Origin of the sequence: Demequina gelatinilytica, assembly GCF_000971115.1 — a bacterium.
GTDB lineage: Bacteria > Actinomycetota > Actinomycetes > Actinomycetales > Demequinaceae > Demequina > Demequina gelatinilytica.
Genome location: NZ_BBLV01000010.1, coordinates 38,131 through 58,718 on the forward strand (window position 1 = coordinate 38,131; position 20,588 = coordinate 58,718).

Below are 20,588 nucleotides of genomic sequence, written 5' to 3' on the forward strand. Positions count from 1 at the left end.
CAACAGCGGGGCGGTCGAGCGTCAGACCTCCGACTACTGATGGAGTAGAACCAGAAATGGCACGCATCGTCGGTGTCGACATCCCGCGCGACAAGCGCATGGTGATCGCACTTACCTACATCTACGGCGTCGGCCGCACCCGCGCCGAGCAGATCCTCGCGGCGACCGGCATCAGCCCGGACCTGCGCGTCAAGGACGCGAACGACGAGCAGCTCGTCGCGATCCGTGACTACATCGAGGCCAACTTCACCGTCGAGGGCGACCTGCGCCGCGAGGTGGCCGCCGACATCCGCCGCAAGGTCGAGATCGGCAACTACCAGGGCCTCCGCCACCGCCGCGGCATGCCCGTCCGTGGTCAGCGCACGAAGACCAACGCCCGCACCCGCAAGGGCCGCAAGAAGACCGTCGCCGGAAAGAAGAAGTAAGACATGGCCGCTCCTACTCGCAAGCCGCGCAAGAAGATCAAGAAGACCGTCGCGCACGGTCAGGCGCACATCAAGTCCACCTTCAACAACACGATCATCTCCATCACGGACCCCTCGGGCGCCGTGGTGTCGTGGTCGTCCTCCGGCCAGGTCGGCTTCAAGGGCTCGCGCAAGTCGACGCCCTACGCCGCGCAGATGGCTGCCGAGGCTGCCGCTCGCCGCGCCACCGAGGCCGGCATGAGCAAGGTCGACGTGTTCGTCAAGGGCCCGGGCTCCGGCCGCGACACCGCGATCCGTTCGCTGACGGCCGCCGGCCTCGAGGTGACCTCCATCAAGGACGTCACCCCGCAGGCGCACAACGGCTGCCGCCCGCCGAAGCGCCGCCGCAACTAGCACGCCCGCGCGGGTGAGCCCGCGCTCCTGGTCGCGGGCCGATGCGTGCATCGGCCCGTGGCCACCCCTCATTTCCAGCTTCTGGCCCCAGTCGGACCGATCCCGACCGGGAACCCTCGAGCATCAGATAGCGGATGCTCGGAAAGGAAACAACCGTGCTGATCGCACAGCGTCCCACGCTGACCGAGAAGGTCATCTCGGAGAACCGTTCGCAGTTCTCGCTCAAGCCGCTCGAGCCGGGCTTCGGCTACACGCTCGGCAACTCGCTCCGCCGCACGCTGCTGTCGTCCATCCCGGGCGCTGCCGTCACGTCGGTGCGTTTCGAGGGCGTCCTCCACGAGTTCACCACCATCGATGGTGTGAAGGAGGACGTGACCGAGATCCTGCTCAACCTCAAGAACCTCGTGGTCTCGTCGGAGAACGACGAGCCCGTCGTGATGTACCTGCGCAAGTCGGGCGCGGGCGTCGTCACGGGTGCTGACATCCAGCCCCCGGCCGGCGTCGAGATCCACAACCCGGACCTCCACATCGCGACCCTCAACGCGAAGGCGAAGTTCGAGGTCGAGCTCACGGTCGAGCGCGGTCGCGGCTACGTGCCCGCGGCGATGAACAAGAGCTACGACGCGGAGATCGGTCAGATCCCCGTCGACTCGATCTACTCGCCCGTCCTCAAGGTGACCTACAAGGTCGAGGCCACCCGTGTCGCGCAGCGCACGGACTTCGACGAGCTGGTCATCGATGTCGAGACCAAGAACTCGATCTCGCCCCGCGACGCCGTGGCGTCCGCCGGTGCGACGCTGGTCGAGCTCTTCTCGCTCGCGCGCGGCCTCAACGAGGCTGCCGAGGGCATCGAGATCGGCCCGTCCGAGACGGACGAGTCGCTCGAGGAGGACTACAACCAGCCGATCGAGGAGCTCAACCTCACGCAGCGGTCCTACAACTGCCTCAAGCGTGAGGGCATCCACACCGTGGGTGAGCTCACCGCGCGTTCCGAGGCGGACCTCATGGACATCCGCAACTTCGGCCAGAAGTCGATCACCGAGGTCAAGGAGAAGCTCGCCGAGCTGGGCTTCTCCCTGAAGGACGGCGCCGTCGAGTACGACAGCGGCTCGTCCGTCTACTTCTCGGGCAGCGACGAGTAACAAGGAGAATTCTCAATCATGCCTACCCCCACCAAGGGTGCCCGCCTGGGCGGCGGTCCCGCGCACGAGCGTCAGATGCTCGCGAACCTTTCGCAGAGCCTCTTCGAGCACGGCCGCATCACCACCACCGTGACCAAGGCCAAGCGCCTGCGCCCGCACGCCGAGCGTCTCATCACCTTCGCGAAGCGCGGCGACCTCGCCTCGCGCCGCAAGGTGCTCGGGATCATCTCGGACAAGGGCGTCGTCCACAAGCTCTTCACCGAGATCGGCCCCGGCTTCGCCGAGCGTGACGGCGGCTACACCCGCATCACCAAGGTCGGCAACCGCAAGGGTGACAACGCGCCCATGGCCGTGATCGAGCTCGTCGAGTTCGGTGCCCCCGCGAAGAAGGCCGTCGCCAAGGAGGCCGAGAAGGCCGCCAAGAAGGCTGCGCCGAAGAAGGCGGAGAAGGTCGAGGAGGCCCCCGCGGCCGAGGAGACCGTCGAGGCTGTCGAGACCGAGGCCGTCGAGGCCGAGGCCGCCGACGACGCCAAGTAACCCCAGCCTTCCATCAAGGCGATCCGAGGCGGGTCCGCACATGCTCCCTGAGACTGTGCGGGCCCGCCTCGACCTTTCCTACGACGGCACCGGCTTCAGCGGCTGGGCGACCCAGCCCGGGCTCCGTACCGTCCAGGGCGTCCTCGAGGACGCCCTCGCGCGCATCGTCCGCCAGGAGGCACAGCCCCGCGTGACGGTCGCCGGCCGCACCGACGCCGGCGTCCACGCCCGCGGCCAGGTCGCCCACGTCGACCTCGACGCGCAGGCCTGGGCGCGCATGCCCGGGCGGTCCGACCGCGCGCCCGCGGCCGGGCTGCTCACGCGCCTCAACGGCGTGCTCCCGGACGATGTGGTCGTCCGGTCCGTGTCCGTGGCCCCGGAGGGCTTCGACGCCCGTTTCTCCGCGACCCAGCGCCGCTACGCGTACCGGGTCACCGACGCGGTCCCGGATGTGCTGCAACGTCGCCACGTGGTCGCGGTGAGCCGCCCGCTCGACGTGGACGCGCTCAACGCCGCATCGTCGACGCTCACCGGGCTGCGCGACTTCGCGGCGTTCTGCCGTGGTCGCGAGGGTGCGACCACCATCCGCGACCTGCTCGAGCTGAGCTGGCGCCGTGAGAGCGACGGCCCGGATGCGGGGCTGGTGGTCGCGACGGTGCGCGCCGACGCGTTCTGCCACTCCATGGTGCGGTCGCTGGTCGGCGCGCTGCTCGCCGTGGGGGAGGGGCGTCGCGACCTCGACTGGCTCGCGGTCGTCGCGGCCTCGGAGGGCCGCTCGCAGGCGATCGCGGTCGCTCCGGCGCATGGCCTCACGCTCGAGGAGGTCTCCTACCCGGACGATGCGCTGCTCGCCGCGCGCGCGGAGGCTACGCGAGGGCGGCGCACGCTTCCGTGACCGACGCGCGTGCCCGGGACCCTCGGATTGAGATTCCGCGCCGGGCCGCGTATGATGGTGCGTCGTTGTGCGTTCCCTCGTGGACGGTGCCTCCCACTCGCCGCCGCAGGACCCGCCGACCGATTGCTTCGCGATGCCTCCACGGCATCGTCCACCAGAACGAGTAGAAGTAAGGCTTCACAGTGCGTACGTTTTCTCCCAAGCCGGGTGACGTCACCAAGAACTGGTACGTCATCGACGCTACTGACGTGGTCCTCGGTCGTCTGGCCTCCCAGGCCGCTTCGCTGCTCCGCGGCAAGCACAAGGCGACTTTCGCGCCCCACGTCGACGGCGGTGACTTCGTCATCGTCATCAACGCTGAGAAGGTTGCCCTGTCGGGTAACAAGCTCACCGACAAGATGGTCTACCGCCACTCGGGCTTCCCGGGCGGTCTCTCCGCAGTGCCGATCGGCGAGCTGCTCGAGAAGAACCCCCGTCGCGTGATCGAGAACGCGGTCAAGGGCATGCTGCCCAAGACCAAGCTCGGTGCCGCTCAGCTCAAGCACCTCAAGGTCTACGCCGGCGCGGAGCACCCGCACGCCGCGCAGCAGCCCGAGGTCTTCGAGATCTCCCAGGTCGCGCAGTAAGCGCCGCAGAAGCTTAAGGATTGATGAAAGTGGCAGATGTGACCACCGAGGTCGAGAACGAGACCCCGTCCGAGTACACCACCGAGACCGTTGCCGAGCGCGGCAAGGGTGTCACCAACGTCGCCCCCGGCGCCGGCCTCGGCCGCCGCAAGGAGGCCGTCGCCCGCGTCCGCCTGGTGCCCGGCACCGGCAAGTGGACCATCAACGGTCGCGACATCGAGGACTACTTCCCGAACAAGGTCCACCAGCAGCTGGTGAACTCGCCGTTCGCGCTCCTCGACATCGAGGGCAAGTTCGACGTGCACGCCCGCATCCACGGTGGCGGCCCCTCGGGTCAGGCCGGTGCGCTTCGCCTCGGCGTCGCCCGCGCGCTGAACGAGATCGACGAGGAGAACAACCGCGCCACCCTCAAGAAGGCCGGCTTCCTCACTCGTGACGCCCGCGTCGTCGAGCGCAAGAAGGCTGGTCTCAAGAAGGCCCGCCGCGCGCCTCAGTACTCGAAGCGCTAATCTCTCGCGCATGGCGCGACTTTTCGGCACGGACGGTGTCCGGGGCCTCGCGAACCGCGATCTCACAGCGGAGCTCGCCGTCGACCTCTCGGTCGCGGCGGCTCACGTCCTGGGGGAGCGGGGCGAGTTCTCCGGCCACCGTCCCGTGGCCGTCATCGGCCGCGACACCCGCATCTCAGGCGAGTTCCTGGGAGCGGCTGTCGCGGCCGGTCTTGCTTCCGCGGGGGTCGACGTCCTCGACCTCGGCGTGGTGCCCACCCCCGCGGTGGCGTACCTGACCGCCTCCACCGAGGCGGACCTGGGCGTGGTGATCTCCGCGTCCCACAACGCCATGCCGGACAACGGCATCAAGTTCTTCGCGCGCGGTGGCCACAAGCTCGACGACTCGGTCGAGGCGGCCATCGAGGCCCGCGTGGGCGAGGCGTGGTCCCGGCCCGTCGGCGCCGATGTCGGCCGGATCGTCCCGTCCGCGCACCTGGCCGACGAGTACGTCGAGCACGTGGTCGCGTCCGTGCGGTCCTTCGCCGGCTCGGACACGCCGCTCGAAGGCGTGCACATCGTGGTCGACGCGGCGCATGGCGCGGCCTCGCAGGTGGGCCCTGCGGCGCTCGCCAAGGCCGGCGCCCGCGTCACCGCCATCAACGCGGAGCCGGACGGGCTCAACATCAACGAGGGCGTGGGCTCGACCCACCTGGGCCCGCTGCAGGCCGCCGTGCTCGAGCACGGCGCCGACCTGGGCGTGGCGTTCGACGGCGACGCGGACCGCTGCCTTGCGGTGGACCACACCGGCGCGGTCGTCGACGGCGACCAGATCATGGGCGTGCTGGCCATCGCGATGCGCGACGCGGGCTCGCTCTACCACTCGACGCTCGTGGCGACCGTCATGAGCAACCTGGGCCTGCACCTCGCGATGCGGCGCGCGGGGATCGACATGGTCGAGGCGGCCGTCGGGGACCGCTACGTGCTCGAGGCGATGCGCGAGGGCGGCTACACGCTCGGCGGTGAGCAGTCGGGGCACCTCATCGTCGCGGACTACGCGACCACGGGCGACGGCGTCCTCACGGCGCTGCTCATGACGTCGCAGGTCGCGGCGCGCGGCTCGCTGCGGGATCTCTGCGCGGACATCGAGTCCCTGCCGCAGGTGCTCGTGAACGTCCGCGGCGCCGACCGTTCACGCGTCTACACGGACCTCGCGCTGCAGGCGGCCGTCGCATCGTCCCGCAGGGAGCTGGGCGACACCGGCCGCGTGCTGCTGCGCCCGTCGGGCACGGAGCCGCTGGTGCGCGTCATGGTCGAGGCCGCGACCGCCGAGGAGGCGCAGCGCCATGCCGACGCCCTCGCGGAGGTCGTCCGCACGCGGCTCAGCCTCTAGCGCTCCCCCCGCGACAGTCCCAACGGACCTGGTCCCGGCACGCCGGGCGAAGGGCGGGATCGGGCGTCGAGCGTTGGCGTGTCGCGGTGAGTTCCGTTGGCACTGTCAGGGTGTATCCGGGGATCACCCCATCGCGGCGGCCTCGGACACCTGCCAGACTTGGCCGCGTGAACGACCTCTGGCACCTGCTGACCGACTGGTCCCATGAACTCGAGATCTGGGTCGAGTCGCTCATGGAATCGCTGTGGATCTACCCGAGCGTGTACCTGCTCTCGCTGATCGACGGCGTTTTCCCCGTGGTGCCTTCGGAGTCCGTGGTGATCGCGACCGCGACCGCATGGAAGCAGACCGGCACCCCGTGGGTGTGGCTCGTATGGATCTTCGCGGCGGCCGGAGCGTGGTGCGGCGACCAGCTCGCGTACCTGATCGGCTCCAAGCTCGACGTGCGCAAGCATCCGTTCTTCGCGCGCGCCGGCATGCGCAAGACGCTCGACTGGGCCGAGTCGACCCTCGAGCGCCGGGGCACCACCTTCATCATCGCGGCGCGCTTCATCCCCATGGGACGGGTCGCGGTGAACCTCACCGCGGGAGCGCTGAGGTACCCGCGTCCATGGTTCATGATCGTCGACGCGGTCGCGGTGGTCATCTGGGCGACCTACGGCACGGCGCTCGGCATCTGGGCCGGCTCGATCTTCGAGAACCTGCTCGTGTCGATCGCCGTCGGCGTGGTGGGCGGCATCGTGATCGGCATCCTCATCGACAAGATCCTCGCGAGGCTCGGCTTCGCCGAGCCCGAGCTGCCCGACCTCTCCGCTGAGATCGAGGAGCGTCTGGTCACGGGCGAGCTCCAGGTGCGCCCGACCCGTCGGGAGCGTCGCGCGGCGGAGGGTGGCGCCGATGATGCCGACTGACCCGGGCGGCACCGAGGCGGACGTCGCGTACCCGGAGGCGCGCGACGCCAACCTCGCGAACTGGGAGGATCGCGTCCCGCTCCACACCGAGGCGTACGGCCTCGAGCGCTACCGGGACGACCCCGCGCATCTGTCCCAGGTGGTCCGCACGGACCTGGACGCGCTGCGGCGGTTCCTGCCCGACGGGCTCGCGGGCCTCGACGTGTGCCACCTCCAGTGCCACATCGGCACCGACACCGTCTCCTTGGCCCGCGCCGGAGCCGCGCGCATCGTCGGCGTCGACTTCTCACCTGCCGCCCTCGAGGCCGCCTCGGCGCTCGCGCGCGAGCTGGGCATCGATGCCGCGTGGGTCCGGACCGATGTGCTGGACGCCAAGGCGGCCGTCGACGCCGCGCTCGGCGGCGACCAGCGCTTCGACGTGGTCTACACGAGCATCGGCACCATCACGTGGCTGCCCGACCTCGCGCGCTGGGCCGCCCAGATCGCGGGTCTCCTGCGCCCGGGCGGGATCTTCTACATCCGCGACGGCCACCCGGCGCTGTACGCGCTCGACGAGACGGCCGACGGCCTGGCGACGCGCTACCCGTACTTCGGCGACGGCGCGCCGCTCGCGTGGGACGAGGAGACCACGTACGTGGGCGACGGCAAGGTCGCGAGCACGCGCACCTACGAGTGGCCGCACCCGCTCAGCGAGATCGTCGGGGTCCTGCTGGGGGCGGGCCTGGAGCTGGTGGCGCTCGAGGAGGGCCGGACGCTGCCGTGGCGCTTCGCGGAGCGCATGGTCGAGCGCGAGGACGGCGACTTCGAGTGGCCGGGGGACGATGCGCGGCGCATGCCCTGCACGTTCACCGTGGTCGCGAGGGCGCGGTAGCTCAGAGCTTGCGCAGGCGCACCGACTCGACGCGGTGGTCCGGGCCCTTGCCCAGGATGATCGTCGCGCGCGACCTGGTGGGGGCGATGTTCCGGGCGAGGTTCGGCGCGTTGACCGTGTCCCACACCTGGCCCGCGACCGCGACCGCCTGAGCGTCGGTCAGCGTCGAGTACGAGTGGAAGTAGGAGTCGGGCTTCGCGAACGCCGACTCGCGCAGCGCGAGGAAGCGCTCGACGTACCAGCGGCGGATGTCCTCCGGATGCGCGTCGACGTAGATCGACACGTCGAAGAAGTCGCTGATCGCGAGCTGCGAGGCCCCCGGCTCGCGCGATTGCGCGGTCTGGAGCACGTTGAGGCCCTCGACGATGAGGATGTCCGGCTGGCGGACCACCACCTCCTGGTCGGGGACGATGTCGTAGACCACGTGCGAGTACACGGGAGCACGGACCTCCGGCGCCCCGGACTTCACGCGGAGGATGAAGTCGCGCAGGGCGCGCCGGTCGTAGGACTCGGGGAAGCCCTTGCGTGCCAGCAGGTCGCGTTCCATGAGCACCTTGTTGGGGAACAGGAACCCGTCGGTGGTGACCAGCTCGACGTGCGGCGAGGACGGCCAGCGGGCCATGAGCTCGCGCAGCAGGCGCGCCGTGGTGGACTTGCCCACCGCGACCGAGCCCGCGACCCCGATGATGAAAGGCGTGCGCGACGCGCGCTCGCCCAGGAACCGGCTGGTCGCGGCGTGCAGCGCGCCCGTCGCGCCCGAATGCAGGTCGAGCAGGCGGGACAGGGGACGGTAGATGCGGTCCACCTCGGCGATGTCGATGGGGTCGCCCAGGCCGCGGACCTTCGCGATGTCCGCCTCGGTCAGCGGCAACGGCGTCTGATCGGCCAGGGCCGCCCATTCGTCGCGCGTCAGGGTGACGTACGGGGTGCCAGCATCGGACCGTCGCGCCTCGTTCACCCGCCCATTGTGGCGCATCGTCCCCGGCAGGACGAGGCGCGCGCACGGCGACGGTGCGCCGCCCTGTCGCCCTGCGCGGAGGCGGGGGGTGCGGGAACTAGACTCGTCGCCATGTGTGGAATCGTCGGCTACGTGGGTTCGGGCGCGCCCGGGGCCCGTCCCCAGGGCGTGGTGATGTCGGGCCTCGCGAGGCTCGAGTACCGCGGCTACGACTCGGCCGGCATCGCGGTGGTGACCGAGGACCCCGAACGCGTGGGCATGCGCAAGAAGTCGGGCAAGCTGGTCAACCTGGAGAAGGAGCTCGCGGCGCGTCCCGTCCCGGACGGCACCGCGGCGATCGGTCACACGCGGTGGGCGACGCACGGCGCGCCGACCGACGCGAACGCGCACCCGCACCTCGCGGCGGGTGGCCGCATCGCGATCATCCACAACGGCATCATCGAGAACTTCGCGGCGCTGCGCGCGGAGCTCCAGGCCGAGGGCATCGAGTTCCTCTCCGAGACGGACACCGAGGTCGCGGGGCACCTGCTCGCGCGCGAGGTGCTCGGCGGCCGCTCGCTCGCGGACGCGATGCGCGCGATCACGCGCCGCCTCGACGGCGCGTTCACGCTGCTCGCCATCGACTCGCACGAGCCCCGCACCGTGGTGGGCGCGCGCCGCAACAGCCCGCTGGTCATCGGCCTGGGCGAGGGGGAGAACTTCCTCGGCTCGGACGTGGTCGCCTTCATCGAGCACACCCGCACGGCGCTCGAGCTGCACCAGGACGAGGTCGTGGAGATCACGCCCGACCGCGTCACCATCACCGACATCGGCGGCCTGGTGGTCGAGCGCGAGCCGTACCACGTGGACTGGGACGCCTCGGCGGCGCAGAAGGGCGGCTTCGCCACCTTCATGGAGAAGGAGATCCACGACCAGCCCACCGCCGTCGCGGACACGCTGCGCGGGCGCATCGACGAGAAGGGCCGCCTGCAGCTCGACGGCGGCATGATCCACGAGGCGATCCTCAACTCGGTCGACAAGATCATCGTGGTCGCGTGCGGCACCGCCGCCTACGCGGGCCTGGTGGGCCGCTACGCGATCGAGCACTGGTGCCGCGTCCCCGTCGAGGTCGAGCTCGCGCACGAGTTCCGGTACCGCGACCCCGTGGTGAACGTCCGCACGCTCGTGGTCGCGATCTCGCAGTCGGGCGAGACCATGGACACGATCATGGCGGTGCGCCACGCGCAGCAGCAGGGCGCCCCCGTCATCGCGATCGTGAACTCCCAGGGCTCCACCATCGCGCGCGAGGCCGATGCGGTGCTCTACACGCGTGCGGGGCCCGAGATCGCGGTCGCCTCGACCAAGGCCTTCCTCGCGCAGATCACCGCGGTGTTCCTCCTGGGCATCTACCTCGCCGAGCTGCGCGGCAACAAGTTCCCCGACGAGATCCAGTCGCTGCTCGACCAGCTCGACGACATCCCTGCGAAGATCCAGCGCATCCTCGACACGTCCGAGCCCATCCGCGAGCTCGCGCGGTCGATGGCGGACGAGCGGACCGTCCTGTTCCTCGGTCGCCATGTGGGCTTCCCCGTCGCGCTCGAGGGTGCCCTCAAGCTCAAGGAGCTGGCGTACATCCACGCCGAGGGCTTCGCAGCGGGCGAGCTCAAGCACGGGCCCATCGCGCTCGTGGAGGAGGGCCAGCCCGTGTTCATCGTGCTGCCCAGCCCGCGCGGTCGCGAATCGCTCCACTCGAAGGTGATCTCCAACGTGCAGGAGGTCCGCGCGCGCGGCGCCCGCACGTTCGTGATCGCGGAGGAGGGCGACACCGAGGCCGCGAACTATGCGGAGCAGGTCTTCTACGTGCCCTCCGCGCCGGTGCTCATGACGCCGCTGCTGTCGGTGGTGCCGCTCCAGCTCTTCGCGCTCGAGCTCGCCGCGGCCAAGGGCTACGACGTGGACCAGCCCCGCAACCTCGCCAAGTCCGTCACCGTCGAGTAGCCGTGGCCATCCTGGGTCTGGGGATAGACGTGGTCGAGATCGCCCGGTTCGAGGACGCTCTCGAGCGCTCGCCGGGCTTCCTCGAGCGGGTGTTCACGCCCGCGGAGCGGCATCTGGGGCATGCGAGCCTCGCCGCCAACTGGGCCGCCAAGGAGGCGCTCGCGAAGGCGCTCGGCGCGCCCGGTGGGCTCAGCTGGCAGGACTGCGAGGTGCTGCGCGGCCCGGGAGGCGCTCCCGTGCTCGAGGTGTCTGGCACGGTCGCCGCGCGGGTGGCCGCCTTGGGGATGACCTCGCTCCACGTGTCGTTGTCGCACGATGCGGGGATCGCCTCCGCCGTGGTCGTCGGGGAGGGCTGATGTCGCGTCTCAACGTGTCCGTCGACCATGGCGCGATCGCGCGCAACGTATCGCGGCTCGCCGCGATGGCGCCGAGGTCGGCCGTCATGGCCGTGGTGAAGGCCGACGCCTACGGCCACGGCCTGGTCGGGGCGGCCGCCGCCGCGCGCGAGGGCGGGGCGGCATGGCTCGGCGTCGCGCAGCCCGACGAGGCGCTCGCGCTGCGCGCCGCCGGTGACACGGGACGCCTCCTGTGCTGGCTCTACGGCCCCGAGTTCCCCGCGCGCGGGCTCATCCGCGCGGGGGTGGACCTCAGCGCATCGTCGCTCGAGGTGCTCGATGTCATCATCGCCGCCGCACGCATGTCCGGGGAGCGCGCCAGGGTGCACGTGGCCATCGACACCGGGCTGTCGCGCGAGGGCGTGCGTCCCGAGGCGTTGCCCGCCCTGCTCGACGCCGCGCGCGCGGCGGACGATGCGGTCGAGCTGGTAGGCGCGTGGTCCCACCTCGCGTGGGCCGACCGCCCCGGCGACCCGACCATCGACCGCCAGGCGTCCGTGTTCCGTGCCGCGCTCGCGGTCATCGAGGACCGGGGGATCGCGCTCGAGGTCCGTCACCTCGCGAACTCCGCCGCGACGCTCACGCGCCCGGACCTCCACTTCGACCTCGTGCGTCCCGGCATCGCCGTGTACGGGCTGCCGCCGGTGCCCGATGCCGAGGGCGGCGACTGGGGCCTCGAGCCCGCGATGCGCGTCACCGCGTCGCTCGCGCTGGTGAAGGACGTGCCGGCAGGCGAGGGCGTGAGCTACGGCCACGAGTACACCACCCCGCGCGACACGCGCCTGGGGCTGGTCACCGCCGGCTACTCGGACGGGATCTTCCGCAGCGCGGGCAACGGGCGCGGACCGGTGTCCGTGGGCGGCCGCGAGCTCCGCATCGCAGGCCGCGTGTGCATGGACCAGGTGGTGCTCGACCTGGGGCCCGGCGCGACCGAGCGCGCGGGGGACGAGGTGGTGCTCATCGGCGCCGACGGCCCCTCCGCTCGCGACTGGGCCGAGGCCGCGGGCACCATCGACTACGAGATCGTGTGCCGCTTCGGCGGGCTGAAGCAGAAGGAAGCAGCATGAGCGAGACCTCGACCGCATCGTTCGCCATCGCGGACGGCGACGCCATGCGCGCGCTCGCGCGCGACGTCCTGGCCCCGCACCTGCGCGCGGGCGACGTGGTGATCCTCTCGGGCGACCTGGGCGCCGGCAAGACGACGTTCACGCAGGGCCTGGGGGCCGCGCTGGGCGTGCGCGGGCCGGTCGCGAGCCCGACGTTCATCATCGCGCGCACGCATCCGTCCGAGGTGGGCGGTCCCGCGCTCATCCACGTCGACGCGTACCGCCTGAACTCGCTCGCCGAGCTCGACGACCTCGACCTGGACACGACCGTCGAGTCCTCGGTCACGGTGGTCGAGTGGGGCGAGGACAAGGCCGAGCAGCTGTCCCAGGACCGCGTGCATGTGGAGATCGCGCGTGAGCACGGCGGGGAGGTCGACATGGACCGCCCCGACGAGGGCCTGCGCACCGTCACCTTCACCACCCACGGCGACCGCTGGGCCGGCGTCGCGCTCGTAGGCTAGTCCCGTGATCCTCGCCCTCGACACCTCGTCCGCCATCGCCGTCGCGCTCGTCTCCGCCTCCGGCGAGGTGCTCGCGCGACGCTCCGAGTTCAACCCGCGCGGCCACGCCGAGCTGCTGTCCGGGCTGATCGCGGACGTCCTCGCGGAGGCCGGTGCCGCGGGCACCGACGTCACCCGCATCGTCGTCGGAACGGGGCCCGCGCCGTTCACCGGCCTGCGCGTGGGGCTCGTGACCGCGCGGACGCTCGGGCATGTGTGGGGCGTCCCCGTCGAGGGGGTGTGCTCGCTCGACGCGCTGGGCGCCGCCGCGACCGGCGAGGTCACCGCGGTGGCCGATGCGCGCCGCAAGGAGGTCTACTGGGCGACGTACCGTTCCGGCGTCCGCGTGGACGGGCCGGCGGTGTCCGCCCCCGGCGACGTGCCGGTGCTCGGTGCCGTGGTGGGCCGCGGCGCGCTGCTCTACCCCGATGCCTTCCCCGGGGCCGCCGAGGGCGACCCCGACCCGGCGCTGCTGGTCGGCGCCGCCGACCGTGCGCGCGAGGCCGGCTCGGACATGTCCACCGAGCCGTTGTACCTGCGCCGCCCCGACGTGCACGGGGTGCCGGGCGCGTGATCTCGCTCCGCGATCTCACGGAGGACGACCTGCCGTGGATGGCGGAGGTGGAGGCCGAGCTCTTCGGCGCCTCCGCGTGGTCGCGCGAGCTCATCACGCATGACTACCGCTACGGGTTCGCGCGCTACCGCGGGCTCGAGCTCGACGGGTCCCTGGTCGGGTACGCCGTGTACGGCTACGACGGGGACGCGTTCCACCTCATGAACATCGCGGTGGTGCCCCAGGCGCGCGGCCGCGGGCTGGGTCGCGCGCTGCTCGAGGACTTCCTCGGGGAGGCGCGTGCGGAGGGTGTCCCGGATGCGTGGCTCGAGGTCGCGGTCGACAACGCCGCCGCGCTGTCGCTGTACCGCGCGCACGGGTTCGAGGACGTGCGGATCAGGCGGAGGTACTACCAGCCTGAGGGCACGGATGCGCTGGTCATGCGGGTGCAGCTGCGGGGGTATCGGCCGGAGGCCTGAGCGCACGCGATCCCGGCGGGGAGGGTCAGAGCTCGCGGATGCCCAGGCCGGCAGGGATGCGGCCGCGGCGCTCGCCCGACCGGTCGTCGCCGGACGCCGGCCAGCCGACGCCCAGGATCACCTCGGAGCCCCAGCCCTCGGGCATGAGCGACGCGTCGAGCGCGGCCTTGTCGAAGCCGCCGTAGGGGCGCAACGCGAGCCCCTCCGCGCGCAGCGCGACGATGAGGTAGCCCAGCTGGAGCATCGCTCCCGAGTGGGCGAGCGATGCGCGCATCTCGGGGTTGGACTCGAAGCGGTCGAAGACGGCGGGCATGCCCGGGGCCCAGGTCTCGTGGTGGTCGTGGAACCGGTCGTCATGCGCGGCGACCAGCAGCAGCGGTGCCTGCTCGAGCTTGGGGCGGTTGAGCGGCATCGCAGCCTCGATGACCGCGGCGCGCGCGGCCTCCGAGCGTGCGACCACCAGGCGCAGGGGCTGCGTGTTGTTGCTGGTCGGGCCGAACTTCGCGAGATCCCACGCGCGGGTGACCATGTCCGCGTCGACCTCGCGCCCGTCGAACGCGATCGCGGAGCGGGCCGCGGTGAAGAGCGCCTCGCGAGCGTCCTGGTCAAGGGAGAAGGCGGCGGTCGACTGGGGAAGGTTCGCGGTTGTCATAACAACCATTCTCCCTCTCTTTGACAGATGTCCGCGACGGTCCGAGGTCCCGACCTCCGAGGGGGTCGGCGCTCGCGACTACAGTTGTCCCGTGGCTTTGGTACTGGGACTCGAGAGCACCTGCGATGAGACGGGTGTGGCGCTCGTGGAGGACGGCGAGCTGCTCGCCGACGTCGTCGCCTCGTCGATGGACGAGCACGCACGCTTCGGCGGCATCGTGCCGGAGGTCGCCTCGCGCGCGCACCTCGAGGCCGTCCTGCCGACGCTCGACGAGGCGCTGAGCCGTGCCGGACGCACGCTCTCCGACGTCGATGCGGTGGCGGTCGCCTCGGGCCCGGGGCTGGTGGGCTCGCTCACCGTCGGCGTCTCGGCCGCGAAGGCGCTGTCGCTCGGGCTGCGCCGCCCGCTCTACGGCGTCAACCACGTCATCGGCCATGCCGCGGTCGATCAGCTGGTCCATGGCCGGTTCCCGGACCGCACCATGGCGCTGGTCGTGTCGGGCGGCCACACGTCGCTGCTCATGGTCGACGACATCGCGACCCAGGTGACCGAGCTGGGGCACACGCTCGACGACGCCGCCGGCGAGGCCTTCGACAAGGTCGGGCGCCTGCTGGGCCTGCCGTATCCCGGCGGCCCGCACGTCGACCGGCTCGCGCGCGAGGGCGACCCCGAGGCGATCCCGTTCCCGCGCGGCCTGTCGAAGCCCAAGGACATGGCCAAGCACGCCTACGACTTCTCCTTCTCGGGCCTCAAGACCGCCGTCGCACGCTGGGTCGAGGCACGTCGCGACTCGGGTCAGGACGTCCCGATCGAGGACGTGTGCGCGAGCTTCGCGGCCGCCGTCGCGGACGTCCTGGTGACCAAGACCCTGAACGCGTGCCGCGAGCACGACGTCGAGACGCTGGTGATCGGCGGCGGGTTCTCCGCCAACAGCCAGCTGCGCGAGCTCGCCCAGGCGCGCGGCGAGGCGGCCGGCATCGACGTCCGCATCCCGCCCCTGCGCTACTGCACCGACAACGGCGCGATGATCGCCGCGCTCGGCTCGGCGGTGGTGGAGGCGGGCGTCGCGCCCAGCCGCCTGGACATCGGCGTCGACTCGTCCATGCCGCTGTCGACCATCACGGTCTGATGCGCGCGGCCGCCGCGGGGGCGGTCGCGGTGCTGCTACTCGCGGCCTGTACCGCGAGCGGGGAGGACGATGAGCCCACGCCGGGTCCGTCGCCGTCCCCCTCCGTGACGGCTGCGGCACCCCTGCCGGCCGCCACGGCATCGGCCCTGCCCGCCCCGATCGCCACCGTCGACGTCGAGCGCCTGGCCTGGGGGCCCACGCTCGCCCAGTGGGACGAGGCGCTCGCGACGGCGCGCTCCCTGCCGCTGGCGCACGCGGCCGGCCAGGTGATCGTCACCGACCTCTACACGCCCGATGTCGAGGTGGCCGTCGACCGCGTGCGACGCCATCACCTCGGCGGCGTCATCCTCATGGACGGCGCGGCGCCGTCCGCCGATGCGGTGTCGGCTCTCGCCGCTGCGCTCGACGACGTCGACGACCGCTCATGGCCCGTGTGGATCTCCGCCGACGAGGAGGGCGGCCTGGTCTCGCGGCTGTCCGCGGCGGTCCCCAGCCTGGCCTCGTTCATGGCCGCCGGCGCCGCGACGGACAAGGGAGCCGTCACGTCCGCGTACCGGGCCTCCGCGGGTGACATGCGTGCGCTGGGCGTGAACGTGGACTACGCGCCCGTCGCGGACGTCACCATCGGCACGGCGGACCCGATCATCCGGACGCGGAGCGCGGGGGACCGCCCGAAGGCGGTCGCGAGGACCGTGACAGCGGCGGTCGAGGGCTTCGTGGCGGGCGGCCTCGTCCCGGTGATCAAGCACTTCCCGGGCCACGGCTCCGTCACCGTCGACTCGCACGTGGGCCTGCCGGTGCAGGACCGCTCCGTGGAGCGGCTCGCGCGTGCGGACCTGGTGCCTTTCGCCGAGGCGATCGATGCCGGCGCACCTGCGGTGATGATGGGGCACATCGTGGTGCCCGAGTGGGGCGAGGAGGCGGCGACCTTCGAGCCTCGCGCGTACGGCTACCTTCGCGACGAGCTCGGCTTCACGGGGGCGATCATCACGGATGCCCTCAACATGGGCGCCGTCACGGGCTCACGCGACTCGGGACAGGCGGCGGTGGACGCCCTCGCTGCCGGGGCCGACGTGCTCCTCATGCCCCGGAACGCGGGAGACGCGGCCGAGGCGATCGTGGAGGCGGTGCGCACCGGTCGGGTGACGCGGGACCGGCTCGACGAGGCCGCGGCGCGTTCGATCCTGCTCATGCGGTGGTCGGCGGGGCTCGACACGGCGGTGCCGGCGCAGGGTTACGCGCGGGCGTTCGCCGCGGCCGGCATGACGGTGGCGACCGAGGACTGCGATGCTCCGCTGCTCGGACGGAAGGTCAGCATCGTCTCCGGTCCGGACGATGCACGGGCCGCGCTCGCGACCCGGCTCGAGGACGCGGGCGTCGAGGTCGGCGACGCGGGCACCACGATCGCGCTCGTCGCCTCGGGCCGGATGCACGCGACCGCCGACGTGGTGGTGTCGCTCGGCGCGCCGTGGGGGATCTTCGCATCCGACGCGGAGACGTACATCGCGACGTACGGCAGCTCCCGTCCGACCATCGCGGCGCTCGCGGACGTGCTCACGGGAGCTGCGGAGGCGGGTGGGGACTGGCCGGTCACCATGAGCGCCGCGCCGTTCGCCGCGTGCGCGGTCAGCTCGGGCTGACCGGATCGAGCGCGGCACGCGCCGCGTCCGCGATCGCGCGCGCCAGCGCGTCGAGGCCCGCGGACTGCACGCGCCACTGCTGCCAGTGCAGCGCGACATCGAGCGCCGGCCCGCCGAGGTCGACCAGGTCGAGCCCCTCGCGCTGCGCGCGCGGGAGCAGGCCCCAGCCGAGCCCGAGGGCGATCGCCTGGGCGAACTCGCTCGAGGACGGCACCAGGTGGCGCGGCGCGTCCAAGCCTGCCGCGTGCGCCTCGAGCCAGCGCGACTGGAGGTCGTCGCGCCGGTCGAAGTCGACGATGGGCGCGGTCGCCAACGCGTCCCGCGTCACGCCGCCTGGGAACCAGCGGCGGGCGAAGCCCGGCGCCGCGACCGCGCGGTAGCTCATGCGGCCCAGCGGGGTGACGGTGCAGCCGGGGACCGGTGCGGCGCGCGTGGTGACCGCCGCGACCACCGCTCCCTGCGCGAGCAGCTCCGCGGTGTAGGACTCGTCCTCGCGGTGGAGGTGCACCGTGGTGCCGAGCCCGGGCAGGACCTGCGCGAGCGGGGCCAGCAGCCAGGTGGCAAGAGAGTCCGCGTTGACCGCGATGCGCAGCGGTGCGGGTCGGTCCTCGGGGATGCCGAGAGCGCTCGCGGCCTCCGACTCGAGGAGCGTCACCTGGCGCGCGTAGCGGATCACGGCTTCGCCCGCAGGTGTCGCGCGCACGGGGCGCGAGCGGATGAGCAGCACCTGCCCCGCGAGCCGTTCGAGCGTCGCCATGCGCTGGCTCACCGCGGACTGCGTGACATGTAGCGCGCGCGCCGCGGCCTCGAGCGATCCCTCGTCGACGACGGCAGCCAACGTCTGCGCGAGGTCGGCGGGGATCTTCATATAAGCAACGCTAATGCAGTATTCACAATTGTTAGTGGTGTTGTGGATAACTCGGCCCTACCGTGTCGCCATGACGTATCTCGCCGGCCTGGGCCTCGGACTGTCGCTCATCGTCGCGATCGGCGCGCAGAACGTGTTCGTCCTGCGCCAGGGCCTGCGTCGCGAGCACGTGGGGCTGGTGGTGCTCATCTGCGCGGCGTCCGATGCCGTGCTCATCGCGGTGGGCGTCGCGGGGCTGGGCGCGGCCATCGTCGCCGTGCCGTGGCTGCTCTCGGCCGCCCGGTGGGCCGGTGCCGCCTTCCTCGCTGTCTACGCCGTCCTGGCGGCGCGGCGCGCGCTCAGCGCCGCCGGAGAGCGTCTCGATGCGGACGATGCGCCTCGCGCGGGAGGCGCCGCGGCATCGTCCCCACGCGCGGTCGCCGCGACGTGCCTCGCGCTGACCTGGCTCAACCCTCACGTGTACCTCGACACCGTCGTGCTGCTCGGCACGGTCGCGGCGACCCATGAGGCGAGGTGGCTGTTCGCCGCCGGGGCGGTCACGGGCAGCATCCTGTGGTTCGCGGGACTGGGCTACGGCGCGCGGCTGCTCTCGGGGGTGCTCGCGCGTCCCGGGGCCTGGCGGGTCCTCGATGGAGCCGTCGCGCTGGTGATGGCGGGGATCGCGGTGTCGCTCATCGTCGCGGGCTGATGCCCGCGCTCGTCGGCGCGTCACGATGGCCGGGTGGCCTCCGACCCGCCCCGCACCCGTCTCGTCACGGTCGCGGGCCGCATCGCGCTCGGGGGAGGACGCGCGGGGTCCCGCGCAGCCAGCGGGGATGGGCTGCTGGGTGACGCAGGAGCTCCAAGGGCGAGGGCTCGCGACCGAGGCCGGCGGGCGCATCAAGGAGCTCGCCTTCGGGCCGCTGGGCCTGCATCGCATCCAGGCGGAGACGCTGGCGCTACGCGCCGCGCTACCTGCGGATCGCGGGCGACTGGCAGGACCAGGTGATGCACCACGCGCTTCACGGCTCCCGGACCCGACCGGCGGCTGTCTAGGCTGGTGCCATGGCACGGATCACCGAGCAGCAGGTTGCGGACGTCCGCCGTCGCGTGGAGGCGGGAGAGCCGCGGGTGGCGGTCGCGGAGGCCGTCGGCATCTCCAAGGCGAGCGTCGACTCGATCATGACCGGCCGGCGCGGAGGGCCGTCGAAGCGGGCGGGCACCCTCACGGACGAGCACAAGGCCCGGATCCGGGAGCTCGCCGCGGGAGGGATGTCGCAGACGGCGATCGCGCGCGAGGTGGGCACCAGCCAGCAGATGGTGTCGAAGACGCTTCGCGGCTAGCGAGGCGCGCCGGGGAGGGCGTCAGACGGGCTCGACCAGGAGCGCCGCGTGGCGTCCCTCGAGCCGTGTGAGCACGAGCGTCGCGCGCTGCGAGCCCTTGAGCTTGAGGCGGGGCCGCAGCTGCTCGGGGGTGAGGTCCACGCCGCGCTTCTTGATGTCGACCGTGCCGACGTCGCGGGAGCGCATCTCCTTCGCGAGCACCTTGACGTCGAGCGGGAGCCGTTCGAGCACGCGGTACGTGCGGGCGAACGGTGTGCTGGCGGGGGCATCGGTGGTGAGGTACGCGATGCTGGGGTCCACGAGGTGCGCGCCGATGTCCTCCGCGAGCACGCCCACGAGCCCGGCGCGGATGACCGCGCCGTCGGGCTCGAGGAGCCACTCGCCGAGCGGTCCGGAGCCGGCGCGGTCCGTGGGGCCCGCGATCTCATGCTGCTCGTCGCCGCGGACCACCAGCGCCGAGTGGCCCGAGCCGTGCGCCGCGTCGCCGGCCCACAGGCCGACCTCGACCACGTCCCCGTCGACGCTCACCCACTGCGCCTCCATGTCGGTCGGGATGGCGTCGTGGGGGAGCGCGGGTCCTGCCTTGACGCCGAGCGCGCGGACCTGGTGGCGCAGGTCGAGCACGGAGTCGAGGCGGGGCGAGTAGTCGCCCGGGTCGTGACGGCGGCCGCGCGCGTTGCGTCGCGCAGGGTCCGCGAAGATGCCGTCGACGCGCACGTCCTCGAGGCCCGCGAGCGAGTCGCCGTGGATCACCCGGGCGAGCGGCCATGGCGCGAGGTTGTGCGCCGCCAGGATCGCCGTCGCCTCGTCCGCCTCGAACGCGACCACCCCGAGCCCCCGCCGCGCGACCGCCATCGCATCGGTGCCCAGCCCCGCGGTGAGGTCCGCGACCTTGCGGCAGTGCGCCTGGGCGAAGCGTGCCGCGTGCAGCTGCGCCACGACCGCGCGCGAGGCCTGCTCGAGGCCCGCGCGATGGAACACCATGGAGTCCACGGGATCTCCGAGTCGGGGCCGTGCCTCGCCGCGCAGCTCCGCGAGCGTCATCGCCGCCGCCACGAGCGCGGGGGAGTGGCCCTCGCGGCGCAGCCTGCCGGTCACGGCGAGCGCATCCTTGGGGGAGACGTCCCGCAGCGACGCGGCAAGCTCGAGGCATGCCTCGGAGACCGTGAGGCGCGCGGTGACGACGTCCATCCCCGGATCATCTCACCCGGGACCGACCCCCGAGGCGCGTTAGCACTCTCGGCACCCGAGTGCTAGATTGAGGATGCTCTCATGAGCGCAGATCCAGGATCGACCCCCGCGACGGCGGTCCTCAGGGTCTGCACCG

General features: G+C 72.1%; 24 protein-coding genes. 20 read left to right on the forward strand and 4 right to left on the reverse strand.

Annotated elements, in window-relative coordinates; genetic code table 11:
- Positions 1–56 precede the first annotated feature (56 nt).
- From rpsM to AOM00_RS09795, 10 genes are all read left to right on the forward strand, one after another.
- Complete coding sequence (gene rpsM / locus AOM00_RS09750; RefSeq protein WP_062517603.1) at positions 57–425, forward strand: 30S ribosomal protein S13; 369 nt, start codon at positions 57–59, stop codon at positions 423–425.
- Positions 426–428: 3 nt separating this feature from the next.
- Positions 429–818: a 30S ribosomal protein S11 gene (gene rpsK, locus AOM00_RS09755; protein WP_062303331.1), complete on the forward strand. Its 390-nt coding sequence runs from the start codon at positions 429–431 to the stop codon at positions 816–818.
- Between the two features lie 155 nt (positions 819–973).
- Positions 974–1,960, forward strand: a complete 987-nt coding sequence (locus AOM00_RS09760) for a DNA-directed RNA polymerase subunit alpha (protein WP_062303333.1) — start codon at positions 974–976, stop codon at positions 1,958–1,960.
- Positions 1,961–1,978: 18 nt separating this feature from the next.
- On the forward strand, positions 1,979–2,497 hold the full coding sequence (rplQ, locus tag AOM00_RS09765) for a 50S ribosomal protein L17 (protein WP_062517604.1): 519 nt from the start codon (positions 1,979–1,981) through the stop codon (positions 2,495–2,497).
- 40 nt (positions 2,498–2,537) lie between these two features.
- Positions 2,538–3,392 carry a tRNA pseudouridine(38-40) synthase TruA gene (gene truA, locus AOM00_RS09770; RefSeq protein WP_062517605.1) on the forward strand — a complete coding sequence of 285 codons (855 nt, stop codon included), beginning with the start codon at positions 2,538–2,540 and terminating at the stop codon, positions 3,390–3,392.
- 182 nt (positions 3,393–3,574) lie between these two features.
- Entirely contained in the window at positions 3,575–4,018 is a 444-nt protein-coding gene (gene rplM / locus AOM00_RS09775) for a 50S ribosomal protein L13 (protein WP_042213112.1), read from the forward strand.
- Between the two features lie 23 nt (positions 4,019–4,041).
- Positions 4,042–4,527: a 30S ribosomal protein S9 gene (gene rpsI / locus AOM00_RS09780; RefSeq protein WP_062383914.1), complete on the forward strand. Its 486-nt coding sequence runs from the start codon at positions 4,042–4,044 to the stop codon at positions 4,525–4,527.
- 10 nt (positions 4,528–4,537) lie between these two features.
- Complete coding sequence (gene glmM, locus AOM00_RS09785; RefSeq protein ID WP_062517606.1) at positions 4,538–5,899, forward strand: phosphoglucosamine mutase; 1,362 nt, start codon at positions 4,538–4,540, stop codon at positions 5,897–5,899.
- A gap of 167 nt (positions 5,900–6,066) precedes the next feature.
- Complete coding sequence (locus AOM00_RS09790; RefSeq protein ID WP_062517607.1) at positions 6,067–6,810, forward strand: DedA family protein; 744 nt, start codon at positions 6,067–6,069, stop codon at positions 6,808–6,810.
- Positions 6,797–7,681 carry a class I SAM-dependent methyltransferase gene (locus tag AOM00_RS09795; RefSeq protein ID WP_228373465.1) on the forward strand — a complete coding sequence of 295 codons (885 nt, stop codon included), beginning with the start codon at positions 6,797–6,799 and terminating at the stop codon, positions 7,679–7,681. Before AOM00_RS09790 ends, AOM00_RS09795 begins: the two co-directional genes overlap by 14 nt.
- 1 nt (position 7,682) lies before the next feature.
- Here AOM00_RS09795 and coaA read toward each other — a convergent pair whose 3' ends face one another.
- Positions 7,683–8,657 (reverse strand): type I pantothenate kinase, encoded by a 975-nt coding sequence (gene coaA, locus AOM00_RS09800; RefSeq protein ID WP_062517608.1) that lies wholly within the window; start codon positions 8,655–8,657, stop codon positions 7,683–7,685.
- A 93-nt stretch (positions 8,658–8,750) separates the two neighbouring features.
- Between coaA and glmS the strand changes: the two genes are divergently transcribed.
- From glmS to rimI, 6 genes are read left to right on the forward strand one after another with little or no spacing between them, the layout of a single operon-like run.
- Positions 8,751–10,616, forward strand: coding sequence for a glutamine--fructose-6-phosphate transaminase (isomerizing) (gene glmS / locus AOM00_RS09805; RefSeq protein ID WP_062517609.1), 1,866 nt, complete (start codon positions 8,751–8,753; stop codon positions 10,614–10,616).
- Positions 10,617–10,618: 2 nt separating this feature from the next.
- Positions 10,619–10,972 carry a holo-ACP synthase gene (locus AOM00_RS09810; RefSeq protein WP_228373467.1) on the forward strand — a complete coding sequence of 118 codons (354 nt, stop codon included), beginning with the start codon at positions 10,619–10,621 and terminating at the stop codon, positions 10,970–10,972.
- The gene (gene alr, locus AOM00_RS09815) at positions 10,972–12,078 is read left to right on the forward strand and encodes an alanine racemase (RefSeq protein ID WP_062517610.1); all 1,107 of its coding nucleotides are present in this window, start codon (positions 10,972–10,974) and stop codon (positions 12,076–12,078) included. Before AOM00_RS09810 ends, alr begins: the two co-directional genes overlap by 1 nt.
- Complete coding sequence (gene tsaE / locus AOM00_RS09820) at positions 12,075–12,578, forward strand: tRNA (adenosine(37)-N6)-threonylcarbamoyltransferase complex ATPase subunit type 1 TsaE (RefSeq protein ID WP_062517611.1); 504 nt, start codon at positions 12,075–12,077, stop codon at positions 12,576–12,578. The genes alr and tsaE overlap by 4 nt, the downstream gene beginning before the upstream one ends.
- A gap of 4 nt (positions 12,579–12,582) precedes the next feature.
- Positions 12,583–13,191 (forward strand): tRNA (adenosine(37)-N6)-threonylcarbamoyltransferase complex dimerization subunit type 1 TsaB, encoded by a 609-nt coding sequence (tsaB, locus tag AOM00_RS09825; RefSeq protein WP_062517612.1) that lies wholly within the window; start codon positions 12,583–12,585, stop codon positions 13,189–13,191.
- On the forward strand, positions 13,188–13,649 hold the full coding sequence (gene rimI / locus AOM00_RS09830) for a ribosomal protein S18-alanine N-acetyltransferase (protein WP_062517613.1): 462 nt from the start codon (positions 13,188–13,190) through the stop codon (positions 13,647–13,649). The genes tsaB and rimI overlap by 4 nt, the downstream gene beginning before the upstream one ends.
- 25 nt (positions 13,650–13,674) lie before the next feature.
- On the opposite strand, the gene AOM00_RS15815 is transcribed toward rimI, so the two are convergent.
- A complete protein-coding gene (locus AOM00_RS15815) occupies positions 13,675–14,301 on the reverse strand; it encodes a malonic semialdehyde reductase (protein ID WP_062517614.1) in 627 nt (208 codons plus the stop codon).
- A gap of 91 nt (positions 14,302–14,392) precedes the next feature.
- Here AOM00_RS15815 and tsaD point away from each other — a divergent pair, with 91 nt between their 5' ends.
- Together tsaD and AOM00_RS09845 are read left to right on the forward strand one after the other, a co-directional pair.
- Positions 14,393–15,430: a tRNA (adenosine(37)-N6)-threonylcarbamoyltransferase complex transferase subunit TsaD gene (gene tsaD, locus AOM00_RS09840; protein WP_062517615.1), complete on the forward strand. Its 1,038-nt coding sequence runs from the start codon at positions 14,393–14,395 to the stop codon at positions 15,428–15,430.
- On the forward strand, positions 15,430–17,070 hold the full coding sequence (locus tag AOM00_RS09845; RefSeq protein ID WP_156159118.1) for a glycoside hydrolase family 3 N-terminal domain-containing protein: 1,641 nt from the start codon (positions 15,430–15,432) through the stop codon (positions 17,068–17,070). Before tsaD ends, AOM00_RS09845 begins: the two co-directional genes overlap by 1 nt.
- On the opposite strand, the gene AOM00_RS09850 is transcribed toward AOM00_RS09845, so the two are convergent.
- Entirely contained in the window at positions 17,057–17,938 is an 882-nt protein-coding gene (locus AOM00_RS09850; protein ID WP_062517617.1) for a LysR family transcriptional regulator ArgP, read from the reverse strand. The two genes, AOM00_RS09845 and AOM00_RS09850, sit on opposite strands and share 14 nt — an antisense overlap.
- Before the next feature lie 70 nt (positions 17,939–18,008).
- On the opposite strand from AOM00_RS09850, the gene AOM00_RS09855 reads away from it, so the two are divergent.
- Positions 18,009–18,626 (forward strand): LysE/ArgO family amino acid transporter, encoded by a 618-nt coding sequence (locus AOM00_RS09855; protein WP_062517618.1) that lies wholly within the window; start codon positions 18,009–18,011, stop codon positions 18,624–18,626.
- A gap of 356 nt (positions 18,627–18,982) precedes the next feature.
- Positions 18,983–19,261, forward strand: coding sequence for a helix-turn-helix domain-containing protein (locus tag AOM00_RS09860; RefSeq protein WP_062517619.1), 279 nt, complete (start codon positions 18,983–18,985; stop codon positions 19,259–19,261).
- Positions 19,262–19,282: 21 nt separating this feature from the next.
- Here the strand turns inward: AOM00_RS09860 and AOM00_RS09865 are convergent, their stop codons facing one another.
- Complete coding sequence (locus tag AOM00_RS09865; RefSeq protein WP_062517620.1) at positions 19,283–20,452, reverse strand: class I SAM-dependent methyltransferase; 1,170 nt, start codon at positions 20,450–20,452, stop codon at positions 19,283–19,285.
- Positions 20,453–20,588 lie beyond the last annotated feature (136 nt).